The following is a 14,761-nucleotide window of genomic DNA, read 5'->3' as shown; positions in this document are numbered from 1 at the left end:
CGGCGGCTTTAGTTAAAAATTTTATATAAAAATGATTAATCAACCAAAAACAATTTGTTTATTTACGCGGTTAAAAGAGGTGTAATTTAAATGTTGAAATATTTAGTTTTATTTCATATTAAATTTACAAATTAATGCCCACATTTAGCCATGGGTTTACCAAATAAAAATTCTTTTACCTTAGCATGAATAAGAACTACTATGCCATCATCATGGCAGGCGGTATCGGCAGCCGTTTTTGGCCGATAAGCAGAACTTCTCACCCGAAACAGTTTATTGACATTCTTGGCACAGGCAAAACGCTTATTCAGCAAACGTATGATCGCTTTTTGAAGGTATGCCCGAAAGAGAACATTTATATTGTCACTAATGAGAATTATACCGGGCTGGTAAAAACTCAGTTGCCAGACATTGCCGACGACCAGATACTTACAGAGCCGGTTATGCGCAACACAGCACCTTGCGTTGCTTACGGATGTTTCAAAATTGAAAGCATAAACCCTGATGCCGCTATTGTGGTAGCACCATCAGACCACCTGATATTAGATGAGGCGGCTTTTGTTAGCGCTATAGAAAAGTCTATGCAAACCGCCATGTCGCAAAATTGCCTGGTGACCCTTGGTATTAAGCCCTCAAGACCAGACACAGGCTATGGGTACATCCAATACACTGATCAAACAGTTAACGAGGATTTTCATAAGGTGAAAACCTTCACCGAAAAACCAACTGTTGATATTGCCAAAACCTTTATTCAGAGCGGCGACTTTTTGTGGAACGCTGGGATATTCGTGTGGTCGGCAAAAACTATAGTTGCGGCATTTGACAGCTACCTGCCTGAAATGCACGAGATATTTGCCGAAGCCCGTTCTGTATACAACACCGAGGAAGAAAAAGAATTCGTACACAAGATATACCAGCGTTGCATAAACATCTCTATAGACTACGGTATTATGGAGAAGGCCAGCAATGTTTACGTGCTGCCATCCGAATTTGGCTGGAGCGACCTTGGAACCTGGGCTTCTATTTACCAGTTGGCTGATAAAGATTATGTAGGTAACGCGGTTATCCCATCAGAAAAAGTAATTATGTACGATAGCAGCAACTGCATGGTTAACGTACCTGGCGAGAAACTAGTGATACTACAGGGATTGCATGATTACATCGTGGTAGAATCTAACAACTCACTATTGATTTGCCCGCGCGACCAGGAGCAGAACATCAAACAGGTGGTATCTGACGTGAAGAATAAATTCGGAACGAAGTACATTTAAAAGATATAAGAATCAAGAGACGAGAGTCAAGAACGCCTGGCATTATTGTTCAGGCGTTTTTCTTTCCTGATTCTCGGTTCTAACTTTCCTGACTCTACTGTTGCCTCTGCCTTATAGCCTCGTACAATATTACACCGGTAGAAACGGAAACGTTGAGTGATTCTATTTCCCCGAACATCGGGATCTTGGCCAGGTGATCTGCTATGCGGATGATCTCGTTACGGATGCCATCCTCTTCGGAACCCATAACTATGGCGGTAGGCGCTGTATAATCCGGTTTGTATATATAATCATTGGTTTTCTCGGTACAGCACACCAATTGTAAGCCCGATTCTTGCAGAAACCGCACTGTTTGCATGAAATTATCATGCCTGCAAACAGGTATTTTGTACAGTGCCCCGGCTGATGTTTTTATTGCGTCCGGGTTTACCTGCGCCGATCCTTTTGCCGGTATGACAATCGCGTGTACGCCCGAGCATTCCGCCGTGCGGGCTATGGCTCCCATATTGCGTACATCGGTAATTCCATCTAGTACCAGTATCAACGGCACCTCTCCTTTTTCGAAGATCTCGGGAATGATGTTTTCTATCTTTTGGTAAACTATAGGAGATATAAAAGCAATAGCGCCCTGGTGGTTCTTTTGGGTGAGGCGGTTCAGTTTTTCAACAGGCACCTGCTGTGCAATTATCTGGTGCTGCTGCATTACCTGCTTCAACTCCGTCAGCAAACCGCCGCCTAAGCCACGCTGCAAGTACAGCGACTCTATCTCTTTGCCAGCCAGTATCGCTTCTATAATCGCCCTAATGCCGAAAACCATTTGGTTGCTTTCGCGTGGCGGCCTCGTTTCAAATGCCATTCCTTAGTTATTGTATTCGCGCAAAAGTAGTTATAAATACAATATTACCCCATAGTGTACTTCTAAGCGCCTAAATAGCCCTACTTTATTAACACCTTCAAACTTTATTAACATAGTTTGATTATCAGTGTATTAACAACATCATAAACAAGTTATTAACATCTAATGTGGAGTAAATACCCGAAAATTTATGGTGCTGAGAATGATTTAGTTATCCACACGATACACTATGTGAACTATTCTGATGCACTGAACCCCAATTTTTGATATATTTTTGTTGAATGATCTTCGAGAACGATTCCACCAGTAATAAGCCGGGCACCGAACGCAGAAATCGCTTTAATACCCCTACACCATACGCCGGACTAGGCAAACTGCCGCCACAGGCAACTGACCTGGAAGAAGCAGTACTTGGTGCGCTTATGTTGGAGAAAGACGCTCTCTCCTCTGTTATTGATGTTTTAAAACCTGAGGTATTCTACAAAGACAATCACCAGAAAATATTTAACGCGATAAGGATCCTGTTTGAGAAAACCTCGCCTGTGGATATCCTTACAGTAACCGCGCAGCTTCGCCAACAGGGCGAGTTGGAGATGATCGGTGGTGCTTATTATATTACCGAGCTTACCAATCGCGTAGCATCAGCAGCTAATATTGAATATCACTCGCGTATCATTATCCAGAAGTTCATTCAGCGCGAATTGATCCGGATCTCTACCGAGGTAATTAATAGCGCCTACGAAGAAACCAGCGACGTACTGGACCTTTTAGATAAAGCAGAAAAAAACCTTTTTGAGATAGCACAAAGCAACCTCCGCCGCGACTCGCGTAAGATGGATGACCTGGTGCACGAGGCCTTAAAGGAGATTGAAGCACTTAAGGATAAAAAAGACGGCCTCACAGGTGTCGCATCCGGCTTTACTGAGCTTGACCGTATGACCTCAGGCTGGCAAAAATCCGACCTGGTAATTATTGCAGCTCGCCCTGCGATGGGTAAAACGGCGTTTGTGTTGAGCTGCGCGCGTAACGCAGCTGTAGACTTTGATAAACCGGTAGTAGTGTTCTCACTCGAGATGTCCTCGGTTCAATTGGTTAATCGTTTGATATCCGGCGAGACCGAAATTGAGCAGGAAAAAATTCGTAAGGGTACGCTGGAAGAATGGGAATGGCAGCAGATACACTCTAAAGTAGGCAGGCTTGAGCAAGCTCCGCTTATTATAGATGACACGCCATCGCTAAATATATTTGAATTTCGGGCCAAGTGCCGCCGTTTAAAGTCGCAGCATGATATACAGCTAATCATCATTGACTACTTGCAACTGATGCAGGGCAAGGCTGATGGTAAAGGCGGCGGTAACCGTGAGCAGGAAATTGGTAGTATCTCACGCGCGCTTAAAACGGTAGCGAAAGAGCTGAACGTGCCGGTAATTGCACTGTCGCAGTTGAGCCGTGCGGTAGAGAACAGGCCGGGCGGTTCTAAACGCCCGATGCTGTCCGACTTACGTGAATCCGGCTCTATTGAGCAGGACGCGGATATGGTGCTATTCCTTTACCGTCCGGAATACTACGGACTTGATGTTGATGAAGATAACAACCCTACTCAGGGTGTTGGTGAAGTAATTATAGCCAAGCACCGTAACGGTGAAACCGGCCGCGTACGCTTGAAATTCGTTGGTAAATACGTTAAGTTTACGGACTTGGAGACCAATATGGACGGGTTCCCTCCTATGGGTAACGCGTTTACAGGGTTGACTCCTTCGCAGGATTTTGAAAAGCCAAACAACTTTATCATTCGCCCGTCGAGCATGAATGATATGGAGGACGAACCTCCGTTTTAGTCCCCCTAGCACCCTGAAGGGGGAACTTCTTTATAGGGCTTTAACTAGTTTACAGGTGTTTCGCTTTCGCCAAGCGAAACACCCGGAACACCGCATTCTTCTAAACAGCTGTTTTTGAGGTTCTTACATTTTAGAGCGAAACAATCCGAAACAGTACAATAGCTTCAGGCTAATTGCTATAAGTGCTTGTTTAATAACACATTATAAATATTTTACTTCTTTGTGTAGTTAGCGCGAAACACATTTGAGCGAAACACTTGAGATTAAGATATTCTTACAATAGTATCCCTGCTGCAATGCCTATCAAGATAATTACCGGCGCTTTTATCCTGGTATATCTCAGTAGTAAAAACGTAACTACCATTGATCCGTAGGCTAAAACATTCAGCTTAAATGGCATTACCAGCAATATAAAAGCCGTAGCCATAAAGCCCACGGCTACCGCGTTAATTCCACTCAGCGAATTCTTTATCCTTGTAATCTTCTTCAAATCGTTCCAGAACGGCACAATAAATAGGATCAGGATGAGCCCGGGTAAATTGATGCCGATAACTGCCACTAAACTACCTATTACCTGCCCAATTATTCCGTAACCCTTGTTACCCATGCTAATGCCGCCTACAAAAGAGGTGAAGGCAAACGTAGGCCCCGGCAGGGCCTGCTGCAAGGCATAACCTGTCAGGAACTCTGAATTGCTGAGGTAGTGTTTAAGCTCCACAAATTCCGTGTACATCAAGGGTACAAGCACCTGCCCGCCACCAAAAATCAGGATTCCGTTACGGTAAAAGTTTTCAAACAAACGGATAGGCAAACTAAACGGCGACGTACGGTTCACGATAGCGCCAAGGGCAGCAAAAAAGAGCAATATACCGATGAAATAAGCTACTTTATTGGGGTTTACGTTGGAGTATAGCCTTACCCTCAGCTCATTTTCTTCCTTTTGGGTTTCCAGCGCTGATGAAATAATGCCACCGAGTAGGATCAGGATTGGGAACGCATACGGGTTTTGCAGGATCAGGGTAGACACAAGCGAACCAACCGCCAGCATAGCAGTGACTTTCGTCCGCAAAAACTTACGGGCAAAGGTGTAGGTAGCATAACCTACAATGCCAACCGCCATGGGCTGTACTATGCGCAGTATAGATGCAAATTGTGCACGGTCGCCAAATATTTTGTAGCTGATGGCGGCTAAACACATTATTGCGGCAGATGGCAATATCCATATCAGGAACGTAATAATGGCCAACCTAAGCCCGCCTACTTTCCAGGCAATACCAACAAGCGTTTGGGTAGATGAAGGGCCCGGCATAATTTGCGACAAGGCATTCAGTTCCATCAACTCTTCCTCTGTTACGTAGCGTCGTTTTTCTACAAACTCGCGCAGCAAGACAGCAATATGCGCTTGCGGTCCGCCAAAAGCAGTTAGCGTATAAAGGGCTACATCCCTAATAAATAAAAGCTTTTTACCCTTCAAGTCTTTATTAAAAAGTAAGCGTTATTCAATTGGTTTAAAAAGATATCTAGCGATATTTCATAATTCCATTCCTCTATCTCATCGTAAAAAGAGACATAGTGTTTCCGGTCTTGCATTCCCAAATAGATGTTAGGAATATCGGTACCTCTTAATCCAAATCGTAAACCATGTCTGACCCGATAACTATAAACGGCATCTAAAAGGTCATCATCTAGATGTTCATCATCTAAGTTTTTGTAAAAATCGAAAAGGCACTTTGCAATTGATTCTTGACAAACAGGTATTGGAAGAGGCTCATTAAGTATGTTAATTATATTCTGTTGCAACCAACTGAAGAAAACGACAGCATCCCATTGCCAATCTACTATCGTCTTAAAATGTGTATCATCTCTGAATAACTTCAACTTGATGTTTGCCCAACGTTCTCCAATGCTGCTTGGCTCATGTTTATGGGGGTGATCAAGTAAGTCATATTCCAATATCATGTCCATTCCCAGCGCCTTACATTTAAAATACTGTTACAGAACTTAACATCTTTTTAACCATCGAAAAAGAGCTTAGTTGATAACCTTTATCGAGCTAGAGGCCAAACCAATAACAACTTTTAAGTTAGTTAAAGCGCCAACATCACCCGTTTTTCAACTTTATAATGTTACTGTTTATCTACCATATAATTAAGTTCCGTCACACCGCAGGTGAATTGCCGACTTCCAGGTACTAGTTTTAACTTTACCTTTACCTTATGTTTAATATTGGTAAACAACGGAATACCTTCGCCAAGGATTACGGGGTTTACAAACAGCCAGTAACCATCAATCAGGTTTTCCTGTATCAACGCATGAGTCGCGCTTGGGCTTCCAAACAGCAATATTTCACTGCCGTCAGTTTGTTTGAGTTTGTTAATGTTTTCGGCCAGATCATCGCTGATAATGGTTGTATTTGGCAAATCTGCGCCCTTTAGCGTTTTTGACAACACTACCTTACGTGCACCCTTATACCAGGCAGAGTGCTCAATATCATGCTTACTGGCGTCTGGCGAATCTGCCGCAGTCGGCCAGTAACTTTCCATCATGTCATAAGTTACCCGGCCGTATAACGCTGCATCGGTTTCACCAATACGTTTGCCGACATGATTAAAAAGTTCTTCATCAACCTTAATCCAGTTCATTTCTCCGTTTGGCCCCGCTACGAAACCATCGAGGGAGATGTGCATAAATGATATTATTTCTCTCATAATTTTAGTATACAGTTTATTGATCCCTAGATTTGATTGTTATTTCCAGCGCGTCATTGCGAGGTACGAAGCAATTTCATAGCTCACTATTCAGCTATTCATACCTGCTTACTCTGTGTAGAGATTGCTTCGTATCTCGCAATGACGTTGACCAATATAAGCAGATAATGATATCTTAATAATCGTCGTCGTCATCATCGTCAAAGCCCTTAGCCGCCATATAAACGCCCTGCAGCTCCGAAAAAGCATGCATATCCCTTTTCTCCTTGGTAATGCGCATACCGGTTTCATAGGTGCTTATCGCCTCATCTTTACGGCCCAGGGCTTCGTACAATTTACCTAAATGATAATACGTGCCGGTATAGCCCGGGTGATTGGTAACCAGGTCCTCATAATAACTTAAAGCTTTCTCTGTCTCGTTAAGGCGCAGGTACTCTGTGGCTAAAGCATATTTCAGGAATTCGTCGTTTGGTTCGTTCTGTATAAATGCCAACAGCTTGTCTAATCTGCTTGTGTCCATTTTTTACTGTGTGTTTTTTAACTAAATTTGCAACACCAAATACGTCTACCCGCAAATAAACCGCTTATGATGAAAATATTGGTATGTATCAGCAACGTGCCCGATACAACTACAAAAATAACCTTTACAGATAACAACACGCAATTTAATACAAACGGGGTACAGTTCATTATCAATCCGTATGATGAGATTGCCCTTGCGCGCGCTATTGAGTTGACTGATGGTGGTAAGGGTACTGTAACCGTAATTAATGTTGGAGATGCAGGCACCGAGCCTACTATCCGTAAAGCACTTGCAATTGGCGCTACAGATGCCGTTCGCATTAACGCTAAGCCGCACGATGCCTGGTTTGTTGCTTACCAAATAGCTGAATACGCTAAAGCGAACGCATTTAACCTGATACTTACCGGCCGCGAGTCTATCGACTACAACGGTTCTAAAGTTGCAGCTATGCTGGGCGAACTGCTTGATATCCCTTCCGTATCCATAATCAAAAAACTGGATGCTGAAGATCAGCAGGCAACTGTTGAGCGGGAGATAGAAGGCGGTAAAGAAGTATTAACTATACCCTTCCCTTTTGTGGCCGGCTGTGCTGAAGGCGTTTCCGAACCAAAAATACCAAACATGCGCGGCATCATGAGCGCACGTACAAAACCACTCGCCGTGGTTGAACCTGTAGCTGTTGAAACCTTTTCGGAGATCATCAGTTATGAAACACCTGCTCCTCGCGGACAGGTAAAACTGGTTGGCGCTGATGAACCTGCACAGCTTATAGAGCTGCTGCATACACAGGCGAGAGTTATTTAATAATTACCAAGAAGATTCTACTATGTCAGTTTTAGTATATGCGGAGAATGCCGCAGGCAAGTTCAAAAAATCGACTTTCGAGGTGGTGAGCTATGCCAAAGCAGTTGCCGATCAAAATAACACCAACCTCATCGCTATTTCTATCGGCGATGTAGCTGCGGACGATCTTGCGGTGTTAGGAAAATATGGCGCTGAAAAAGTGCTGAATGTATCTAACGATAAGTTAAAGAACTTTGTAAACCAGGCTTACGCATCGGTAATTGCCGAGGCTGCTAAAGCTCAGGGTGCAGATGTTATAGTGCTGTCAAATTCATTCTCAGGCCGCGGACTTGCACCACGTGTGGGTGTGAAACTGCAGGCCGGTGTTGCCGATGGCGCGGTATCATTACCTGACCAGAATGGTGAAAAATTTACGGTTAAGAAAACTGCGTTTTCCGGTAAAGCTTTTGCTACGGTCGAGCTTACATCAGCTAACAAAGTGATTGCGCTGACGCCTAACTCTTTTAAGGTGGTAGAAAGCGGCAATACAGCACAGGTGGAAGACTTTAGTGTAGAAACTAAGGAATCTGATTTTAAAGCTATGCTGAAGGACATTGTTCAGTCTACCGACAAGGTGTCTCTGCCGGATGCGGAAATTGTAGTATCTGGTGGCCGCGGTTTAAAAGGCCCGGAAAACTGGGGATTGCTGGAGGAACTTGCCGGTTTACTTGGCGCGGCAACAGCTTGCTCCAAACCGGTGTCTGATGCCGGATGGCGCCCGCACAGCGAGCACGTTGGCCAAACCGGTATAGCCGTAAGCCCGAATCTGTATATCGCAGTGGGAATTTCAGGTGCTATTCAGCACCTTGCAGGAATAAGTTCATCAAAAGTTATCGTTGTCATCAACAAAGATGCCGATGCGCCGTTTTTCAAAGTAGCTGATTACGGTATAGTAGGCGACGCATTAGAAGTATTACCAAAATTAATTGCTGCTGTAAAAGAGTATAAAGCTTCAGCATAAAACAGACAGGTTGTGATGGGTAACGATATGAAAAAGATTAAGCTGGATATTGTTGGGCTGTCCTACAGCCAAACGCAATCCGGCGCGTATGCATTGGTTTTAGGCGAAGTTAGCGGCCGCAGAAGGCTGCCTATCATAATTGGCAGTTTTGAGGCTCAGGCAATTGCTATCGAGATAGAGAAAATGACGCCAAGCCGCCCGCTTACCCACGATCTGTTCAAGAGCCTGGGGCAGGCATTCAATATATCTGTGCAGGAGATTATCATTTACAACCTGGTTGACGGCATTTTTTATGCAAAGCTGGTTTGTTTTGATGGCAAACGCACGGTTGAGATAGATGCACGCACATCTGACGCTATAGCGGTGTCGGTACGATTTGAGTGTCCTATTTATACCTACGAATTCATCCTTTCCACAGCAGGCATCGTTATAGAAGGTAACGATTTTGTTTACCTCGAGAACATCAACGAAACTAAAGAAGAGAAAACACCTACAACTCCTGCCGGATCATTCAACTCCTTAAGCGACGACGAACTCAAGAGCCGTTTACAGCAGGCCCTTTCTGAAGAGGCTTACGAAAAGGCGGCCAAGATTCGCGATGAACTAAACAAACGTCGCGCATCCTGAGATGACTCTGGTTGTAATTTAATGCCAATCTTTATAGTTTAGCGTGATTTGTACTGTTTTGAGTTTTCCAATTCGCAGTAATTCGCTATTTTCCCCCTTTTAATATAACATTGATAATCTTGTTTAAACCAGTGCAGTATGAATATTAAGTATCGCTTAATAGTGATGAATTTTATGCAGTTTTTTATCTGGGGGGCGTGGCTGCTAACTATTGGCGCGTACTGGTTTCAAAACAAGCAATGGAGCGGTGCCCAATTTGGGGCTATCTTCTCTACCATGGGTATTGCTTCTATTTTCATGCCTACCATCACGGGTATACTAGCAGACAGGTACATAAACGCCGAAAAGCTTTACGGCATTATGCACATACTTGGCGCTGCTACACTTTGTGTGCTGCCTATGGTTACCAATCCTACTACCTTCTTTTGGGTAATGCTCGTTAATATGGCGTTTTATATGCCAACGCTTTCCCTGTCGATAACAGTATCTTATTCGGCGCTTAAAGGTGAGGGCATCGATGTGGTAAAAGCTTTCCCTCCTATCCGCACCTGGGGAACTGTGGGCTTTATCGTGGCTTTATGGACGGTAAGCTTAACTCATAATGAAACATCTGCCAACCAATTCTATATTGCTGCAGCAATAGCGTTAGCTTTGGGATTGTATTCCTTCTCACTGCCTAAATGCCCGCCCTTATTAAATCAGGCGGAGAAAAAATCATTTTCAAGCAGGTTGGGTTTGCATGCCTTCGCTCTGTTCAAATCTTCACGTTTCGCCATTTTCTTTGCGTTTTCGTTGTTGCTTGGCGCAGCCCTCCAGCTGACAAATGCTTACGGCGATACTTTTATACACGACTTCAACAACGTACCCGCCTACAAGGACACCATAGCGGTGAAATACCCGGCCATTATCATGTCTATTTCGCAGATCTCAGAGACGCTGTTTATCCTGGCTATCCCATTCTTCCTGCGGAGGTTTGGCATTAAGTACGTAATGCTGTTCAGCATGCTGGCCTGGGTACTGCGTTTTGGTTTGTTTGCCTTTGGCGATCCTGCCAACGGTTTATGGATGATCATTATGTCATGCATCGTTTATGGTATGGCGTTCGATTTCTTTAATATTTCAGGATCATTATTTGTAGAAACGCAGGCAGCGCCCGAAATCCGCGGCAGCGCTCAAGGGCTTTTCATGATGATGGTGAATGGTTTCGGCGCTTTCCTGGGCAGTAACATCAGCGGCTGGGTTATAGACAGATTCTTCCTGCTGCCAAGTGGAGCTAAGGACTGGCACGGCATCTGGCTGGCCTTTGCGGGCTACGCGTTGGTGATAGCCGTAATATTCCCATTTGTATTTAAGTATAAACATAATGCGGCACTTAAGCACGCAATACAACACGCTTAACGGCTCTGATGAAAAAGCATTACCGGCACGCCAACGATTGTCTTAACTGCGGCACTATACTGGAGGGTAAGTTCTGTCACAACTGCGGGCAAGAAAACCTGGAAATGAAGGAAAGCTTCGGCCACATGGTAACGCATGCAGTAAGCGACTACTTTCACTTCGACGATCAGTTCTTTAGTACCCTGAAGCCGTTGTTTTTGAAGCCGGGTAAATTAACTGTTGATTACCTGGCCGGCAAACGGGCCCACTACCTGCACCCGGTGAAGATGTACATCTTCATCAGTTTGCTTTTCTTTGTTGTATTATTTAAGGGTGGCAAGCACGACCCTATTAAGATAAACAACGACGCCGAAACTAAAGAACAAAAAGGCGCAAACGAATTTCAACAAACCATTGCTCAGGATATTTCTAAAGACAAGAATCTTACCCCGGCTCAAAAAAGGGAATTACAGGGAAAGCTAAATACTTACGTTCCCGGTTTGGCAGGTACTGCTTTAAAAGACACAACAAAGTCTAAAAAAGAGCATGAAGGTAATTTTATAGTTTTCGGCAATGATCAAGAAAGCAAAACCTACGAGGAATACCTTCTTAAACAGAGCAAATTGCCGGAGAGTAAAAGAGATAACATCTTGGAACGTTATATCACCAAAAAGAGCTTTGACTGGCAAAAGCTTGGTAAAAGCGCGCCGGAGGTCTTTGCAGAAAGTTACAAGCACAATGTACCCAAGGTAATGTTCCTGCTGCTTCCGCTATTTGCACTGATATTGCAAATAGCCTTTTGGAAGAATAAGAAATATTATGTAGAGCACATCATTTACTCTATTCACCTGCACTGTTTCATCTTCCTGTTCTGGATAGTTGTTCTGGTATCACAACTGGTGATCCCTTACAAGTGGTTTTCCGATCTTACAAATACCATCTCCTTCTTTGTTATCCTGTGGTATATCTATCGTTCGTTGAGGGTGGTTTATAACCGCAGCCGCTGGCGAACTGTTAGTAAAATGCTGGGCGTTTTCATCATGTACATGCTCACTACGGCTTTCTGCTTCTTTATATTTATTGTTATTACGGCAATTACGTCTGTTTAGGGCTTAAGCTCTTTTTGCAAAGCCTCAATAGCATTTGCAAGGTAAGCTACCGGAGCGTTCCAGTTTATTGCAATCTCGTTTGTTGCGTAAGAACGATCATCGTCTATGTAAGCTTCATCTGGAGCGGTTGAGGGTACCTGTATTTTATCCTGCATTCCGGGGTTCGGTCCGCCGGCTAACAGCCCGGGTATCGGATCCACTACCCCGTCCGCTACCGAAGGCCGGTGATGAGGGTGCATAGTTGGTTTGCTGCCAAAGCCTGTAACATAGCAATAGCCGCTACCGTTCCTGCCCAGTAGGTAGTCCAGGTTGGCGAGGGCGTAATCCAGGTACTTTTTGTTGCGAGTCAGCTTATATGCTTTTATAAGCAGTATACCCTGGTTTGCCGCGTTGCTGTTGCTACCCCAGTTGAAGTTCCCTTTAAATTTGGTCATTACTGTTTGGTAAGCATTGCTGTCTGCACCGCTTACAAATATATCGGCAAAGTTGATCAACCTATCTTTTATATCTGCCAGTATCAGGCGGTGATCCGGGTCTAACTCTTTACTGTCTGCCAGCGCATAATACCCCAGCAGCTTCACGTTAGACCATGTTGGTACCGATACCATTTCGCTTTTAGTCATGTTGATCTTACCAAAATATTCGTCCTTGCCGGTCGCTTTGTACAATTCAGCCGATGCCCATAAGAACTCATCAGAAACATTCCGGTCACCGTAAGTGCCGGTAGTAACGGCAGGTTTAAACTGCTTGTTCATGGCATCCTGTTCGTACAGTACATTAGGGTTTTTAACTGCCCACTGGTAAGCATATTCCGAAACTTTCAGGCAAGAGTCAGCAAAACCTGGCAGCTCTTTATCAAAACCCTTAAATATGCGTGAGGCCTGTGCGGAAACTGCGGCAAGGTCCAAAGCGGCTGCTGTACTTTTTTGCACCACATAGCGGACCGCCGTATCTTTATCCGGCATTTCCATTTTATCAAACTTGGCTGTAGTGAGTTTATGATAGACACCGCCGTCGTTAGGGTCCTGCATGGTCAGCATCCAGCGCAGGTTCCATAACACCTCATACAAAACATCAGGCAACTTGTTGTTACTTTCAGGGATGTTTAGCTTAACGGTTTTCATGTATTCCGGAAAGTCCTCATACAGTGAGAGCAACGTAGCTGTAGAGATACCACTGTTTACCACATATTTGTTGTAGTCGCCGGCATCGTACCATCCTCCGGGTGAAGAGATGACCGTACCTGCAGGCCTTTTGGCATCAGCAGCTGAGGGGTGCACCAGCACCTTATTGTCCGGGTGACCTGATGCCCGTTGCCATTTACCTGCATACTTTTTTTCCAAAGGGGCTGATGCGCGCATAAAGTAGAAGGCTTTTAATGTACCCGTCGCTACCCCGCTGTTAGCTGAATTACTAATATTGAAAGGATATGATTGTCCCACACCTTTTACGGTTAACGTGTAAGTACCGGGTGTGGTAAAGTTGCTAAAATCCGCTATGGATGTATATTGACCTGAAAAACCCGGCTTTAAAGATTGCTTTAACTTGCCGGTATAAACCACCTTGCCTGCTTTCCTTATCTGGAAATCTCCGGTTGTACCCGTTGTTACTATCGCTGTTTTTGGTGCCCCTGGGTAAAAACCAATCTGGTTTAGGCGGATGGTGGACGCACCGCTACTGGTATCCTGAGCATCCAACTTAAGACTTGCTAATAGTATTAATAAGCAGGCAGAAAAAAAGCGTTTACTATGGTAAGCCATTGCTGTAAAATTTCTATAAATATAACTCAGCGCTCCCTGTTATTGTAATACTTTATCTACATTACTTAGTAATATAACGTTGATTATAAGGCAACAAAAAAGGCCCGCAACATTGCAGACCTTAAAACTTTTAGTTTAAACCCCTATTTAGAAAGCGTATCCAAGGCTTAAGTTAAACAGGCTTACACGCGTTTTGTATTCGCTTCCGCCGGTAATGTAACTCTGCTTGGTAAGCCCGGCCTCGTAGCGCAGGTCTACAGATATTTTTTGTACATCTAAGCCGGCTCCTACTGTCCAGGCGAAGTTAGAATCCTTGTAGCGCAGGTTAATTGCGTCGCCCGTTGCTCCTATGAAATTCTGATCGCGGTTAATGGCGAAAGACAATAGCGGGCCTGTGTAAAACCTGCCGCCTAAACCAAACGCGCCTACTTTACCGCCAAACAGCAAAGGCACATCTATACTGGTGAACTTGGCTTTTGTAGTAGCAGAATTTGATGAACCGTTGTTGATATCTACATTCTTGCTGGTGATGTACAACTCCGGTTGGAAATTAAAACCTAAAGCACCAAAGCGCGCCCAAAAACCCGCAAGATAACCAGCACGGTTATCACTGCTAAGCGAACCGCTGCCGGATGATAAACTGGTTAGGTTGGCGCCTGCCTTTACACCAAATTGTACTTTAGGTAATATCTGAGCTTGTGAAGCCAAAATACCGCCGAATACGATACAGGCTGTAAGTAATAATTTTTTCATTTGTGATATAATTTTAGTGTTTAACAAAGGTTTGAAGCATTTGTTTAAGGCTCGCCTTTAAATGGAAATATCCGGCTAGCCGTTGATAATGGCTAGCCGGATATACGGTGGGATTTCTGCGATAAATGTAATATA

At 44.2% G+C, this 14,761-nt stretch carries 14 protein-coding genes; 7 read left to right on the top strand and 7 right to left on the bottom strand.

The window, feature by feature from the left end:
- Positions 1-185: 185 nt before the first annotated feature.
- Complete coding sequence (locus DYU05_RS03390; RefSeq protein WP_117381568.1) at positions 186-1,271, top strand: mannose-1-phosphate guanylyltransferase; 1,086 nt, start codon at positions 186-188, stop codon at positions 1,269-1,271.
- A 94-nt stretch (positions 1,272-1,365) separates the two neighbouring features.
- Here DYU05_RS03390 and rlmB read toward each other — a convergent pair whose 3' ends face one another.
- On the bottom strand, positions 1,366-2,127 hold the full coding sequence (gene rlmB / locus DYU05_RS03385) for a 23S rRNA (guanosine(2251)-2'-O)-methyltransferase RlmB (protein ID WP_235853942.1): 762 nt from the start codon (positions 2,125-2,127) through the stop codon (positions 1,366-1,368).
- 281 nt (positions 2,128-2,408) lie between these two features.
- Between rlmB and dnaB the strand changes: the two genes are divergently transcribed.
- Positions 2,409-3,965: a replicative DNA helicase gene (gene dnaB, locus DYU05_RS03380; RefSeq protein WP_117381567.1), complete on the top strand. Its 1,557-nt coding sequence runs from the start codon at positions 2,409-2,411 to the stop codon at positions 3,963-3,965.
- Positions 3,966-4,239: 274 nt separating this feature from the next.
- On the opposite strand, the gene chrA is transcribed toward dnaB, so the two are convergent.
- The 4 genes from chrA to DYU05_RS03360 all read right to left on the bottom strand — a co-directional run bounded on the left by chrA (position 4,240) and on the right by DYU05_RS03360 (position 7,193).
- Positions 4,240-5,439, bottom strand: a complete 1,200-nt coding sequence (gene chrA / locus DYU05_RS03375; RefSeq protein WP_235853941.1) for a chromate efflux transporter — start codon at positions 5,437-5,439, stop codon at positions 4,240-4,242.
- On the bottom strand, positions 5,436-5,930 hold the full coding sequence (locus DYU05_RS03370) for a hypothetical protein (RefSeq protein ID WP_117381566.1): 495 nt from the start codon (positions 5,928-5,930) through the stop codon (positions 5,436-5,438). The genes chrA and DYU05_RS03370 overlap by 4 nt, the downstream gene beginning before the upstream one ends.
- Before the next feature lie 161 nt (positions 5,931-6,091).
- The gene (locus DYU05_RS03365) at positions 6,092-6,673 is read right to left on the bottom strand and encodes a dihydrofolate reductase family protein (RefSeq protein WP_117381565.1); all 582 of its coding nucleotides are present in this window, start codon (positions 6,671-6,673) and stop codon (positions 6,092-6,094) included.
- Between the two features lie 175 nt (positions 6,674-6,848).
- Positions 6,849-7,193: a tetratricopeptide repeat protein gene (locus tag DYU05_RS03360; RefSeq protein WP_117381564.1), complete on the bottom strand. Its 345-nt coding sequence runs from the start codon at positions 7,191-7,193 to the stop codon at positions 6,849-6,851.
- Positions 7,194-7,262: 69 nt separating this feature from the next.
- Here DYU05_RS03360 and DYU05_RS03355 point away from each other — a divergent pair, with 69 nt between their 5' ends.
- The 5 genes from DYU05_RS03355 (at position 7,263) to DYU05_RS03335 (ending at position 12,113) form a co-directional block, all read left to right on the top strand.
- A complete protein-coding gene (locus tag DYU05_RS03355) occupies positions 7,263-8,000 on the top strand; it encodes an electron transfer flavoprotein subunit beta/FixA family protein (RefSeq protein WP_117382939.1) in 738 nt (245 codons plus the stop codon).
- Between the two features lie 22 nt (positions 8,001-8,022).
- Positions 8,023-9,000: an electron transfer flavoprotein subunit alpha/FixB family protein gene (locus tag DYU05_RS03350; protein ID WP_117381563.1), complete on the top strand. Its 978-nt coding sequence runs from the start codon at positions 8,023-8,025 to the stop codon at positions 8,998-9,000.
- Between the two features lie 27 nt (positions 9,001-9,027).
- Positions 9,028-9,627: a bifunctional nuclease family protein gene (locus tag DYU05_RS03345; protein WP_117382938.1), complete on the top strand. Its 600-nt coding sequence runs from the start codon at positions 9,028-9,030 to the stop codon at positions 9,625-9,627.
- 138 nt (positions 9,628-9,765) lie between these two features.
- A complete protein-coding gene (locus DYU05_RS03340; RefSeq protein WP_117381562.1) occupies positions 9,766-11,025 on the top strand; it encodes a nucleoside permease in 1,260 nt (419 codons plus the stop codon).
- An 8-nt stretch (positions 11,026-11,033) separates the two neighbouring features.
- Positions 11,034-12,113 carry a DUF3667 domain-containing protein gene (locus DYU05_RS03335; protein WP_117381561.1) on the top strand — a complete coding sequence of 360 codons (1,080 nt, stop codon included), beginning with the start codon at positions 11,034-11,036 and terminating at the stop codon, positions 12,111-12,113.
- Here DYU05_RS03335 and DYU05_RS03330 read toward each other — a convergent pair.
- On the bottom strand, positions 12,110-13,873 hold the full coding sequence (locus DYU05_RS03330; protein WP_117381560.1) for a glycoside hydrolase family 9 protein: 1,764 nt from the start codon (positions 13,871-13,873) through the stop codon (positions 12,110-12,112). The genes DYU05_RS03335 and DYU05_RS03330 overlap by 4 nt on opposite strands.
- A gap of 147 nt (positions 13,874-14,020) precedes the next feature.
- Entirely contained in the window at positions 14,021-14,626 is a 606-nt protein-coding gene (locus DYU05_RS03325) for a porin family protein (protein ID WP_117381559.1), read from the bottom strand.
- Between the last annotated feature and the right edge of the window lie 135 nt (positions 14,627-14,761).

This window comes from Mucilaginibacter terrenus (assembly GCF_003432065.1).
GTDB lineage: Bacteria > Bacteroidota > Bacteroidia > Sphingobacteriales > Sphingobacteriaceae > Mucilaginibacter > Mucilaginibacter terrenus.
The sequence above is the reverse complement of the archived record's forward strand: the minus strand, read 5'-3'. Positions and strand labels throughout refer to the sequence as shown.

Excerpts from the sequence above, each read along its gene's own strand:
- DYU05_RS03345 (WP_117382938.1), top strand. The coding sequence starts at position 9,028 with ATGAAAAAGATTAAGCTGGATATTGTTGGGCTGTCCTACAGCCAAACG.
- DYU05_RS03330 (WP_117381560.1), bottom strand. The coding sequence starts at position 13,873 with ATGGCTTACCATAGTAAACGCTTTTTTTCTGCCTGCTTATTAATACTA.
- dnaB (WP_117381567.1), top strand. The coding sequence starts at position 2,409 with ATGATCTTCGAGAACGATTCCACCAGTAATAAGCCGGGCACCGAACGC.
- DYU05_RS03335 (WP_117381561.1), top strand. The coding sequence starts at position 11,034 with ATGAAAAAGCATTACCGGCACGCCAACGATTGTCTTAACTGCGGCACT.
- DYU05_RS03355 (WP_117382939.1), top strand. The coding sequence starts at position 7,263 with ATGAAAATATTGGTATGTATCAGCAACGTGCCCGATACAACTACAAAA.
- DYU05_RS03340 (WP_117381562.1), top strand. The coding sequence starts at position 9,766 with ATGAATATTAAGTATCGCTTAATAGTGATGAATTTTATGCAGTTTTTT.
- DYU05_RS03365 (WP_117381565.1), bottom strand. The coding sequence starts at position 6,673 with ATGAGAGAAATAATATCATTTATGCACATCTCCCTCGATGGTTTCGTA.
- DYU05_RS03350 (WP_117381563.1), top strand. The coding sequence starts at position 8,023 with ATGTCAGTTTTAGTATATGCGGAGAATGCCGCAGGCAAGTTCAAAAAA.
- DYU05_RS03360 (WP_117381564.1), bottom strand. The coding sequence starts at position 7,193 with ATGGACACAAGCAGATTAGACAAGCTGTTGGCATTTATACAGAACGAA.
- DYU05_RS03390 (WP_117381568.1), top strand. The coding sequence starts at position 186 with ATGAATAAGAACTACTATGCCATCATCATGGCAGGCGGTATCGGCAGC.
- rlmB (WP_235853942.1), bottom strand. The coding sequence starts at position 2,127 with ATGGCATTTGAAACGAGGCCGCCACGCGAAAGCAACCAAATGGTTTTC.
- DYU05_RS03325 (WP_117381559.1), bottom strand. The coding sequence starts at position 14,626 with ATGAAAAAATTATTACTTACAGCCTGTATCGTATTCGGCGGTATTTTG.
- DYU05_RS03370 (WP_117381566.1), bottom strand. The coding sequence starts at position 5,930 with ATGGACATGATATTGGAATATGACTTACTTGATCACCCCCATAAACAT.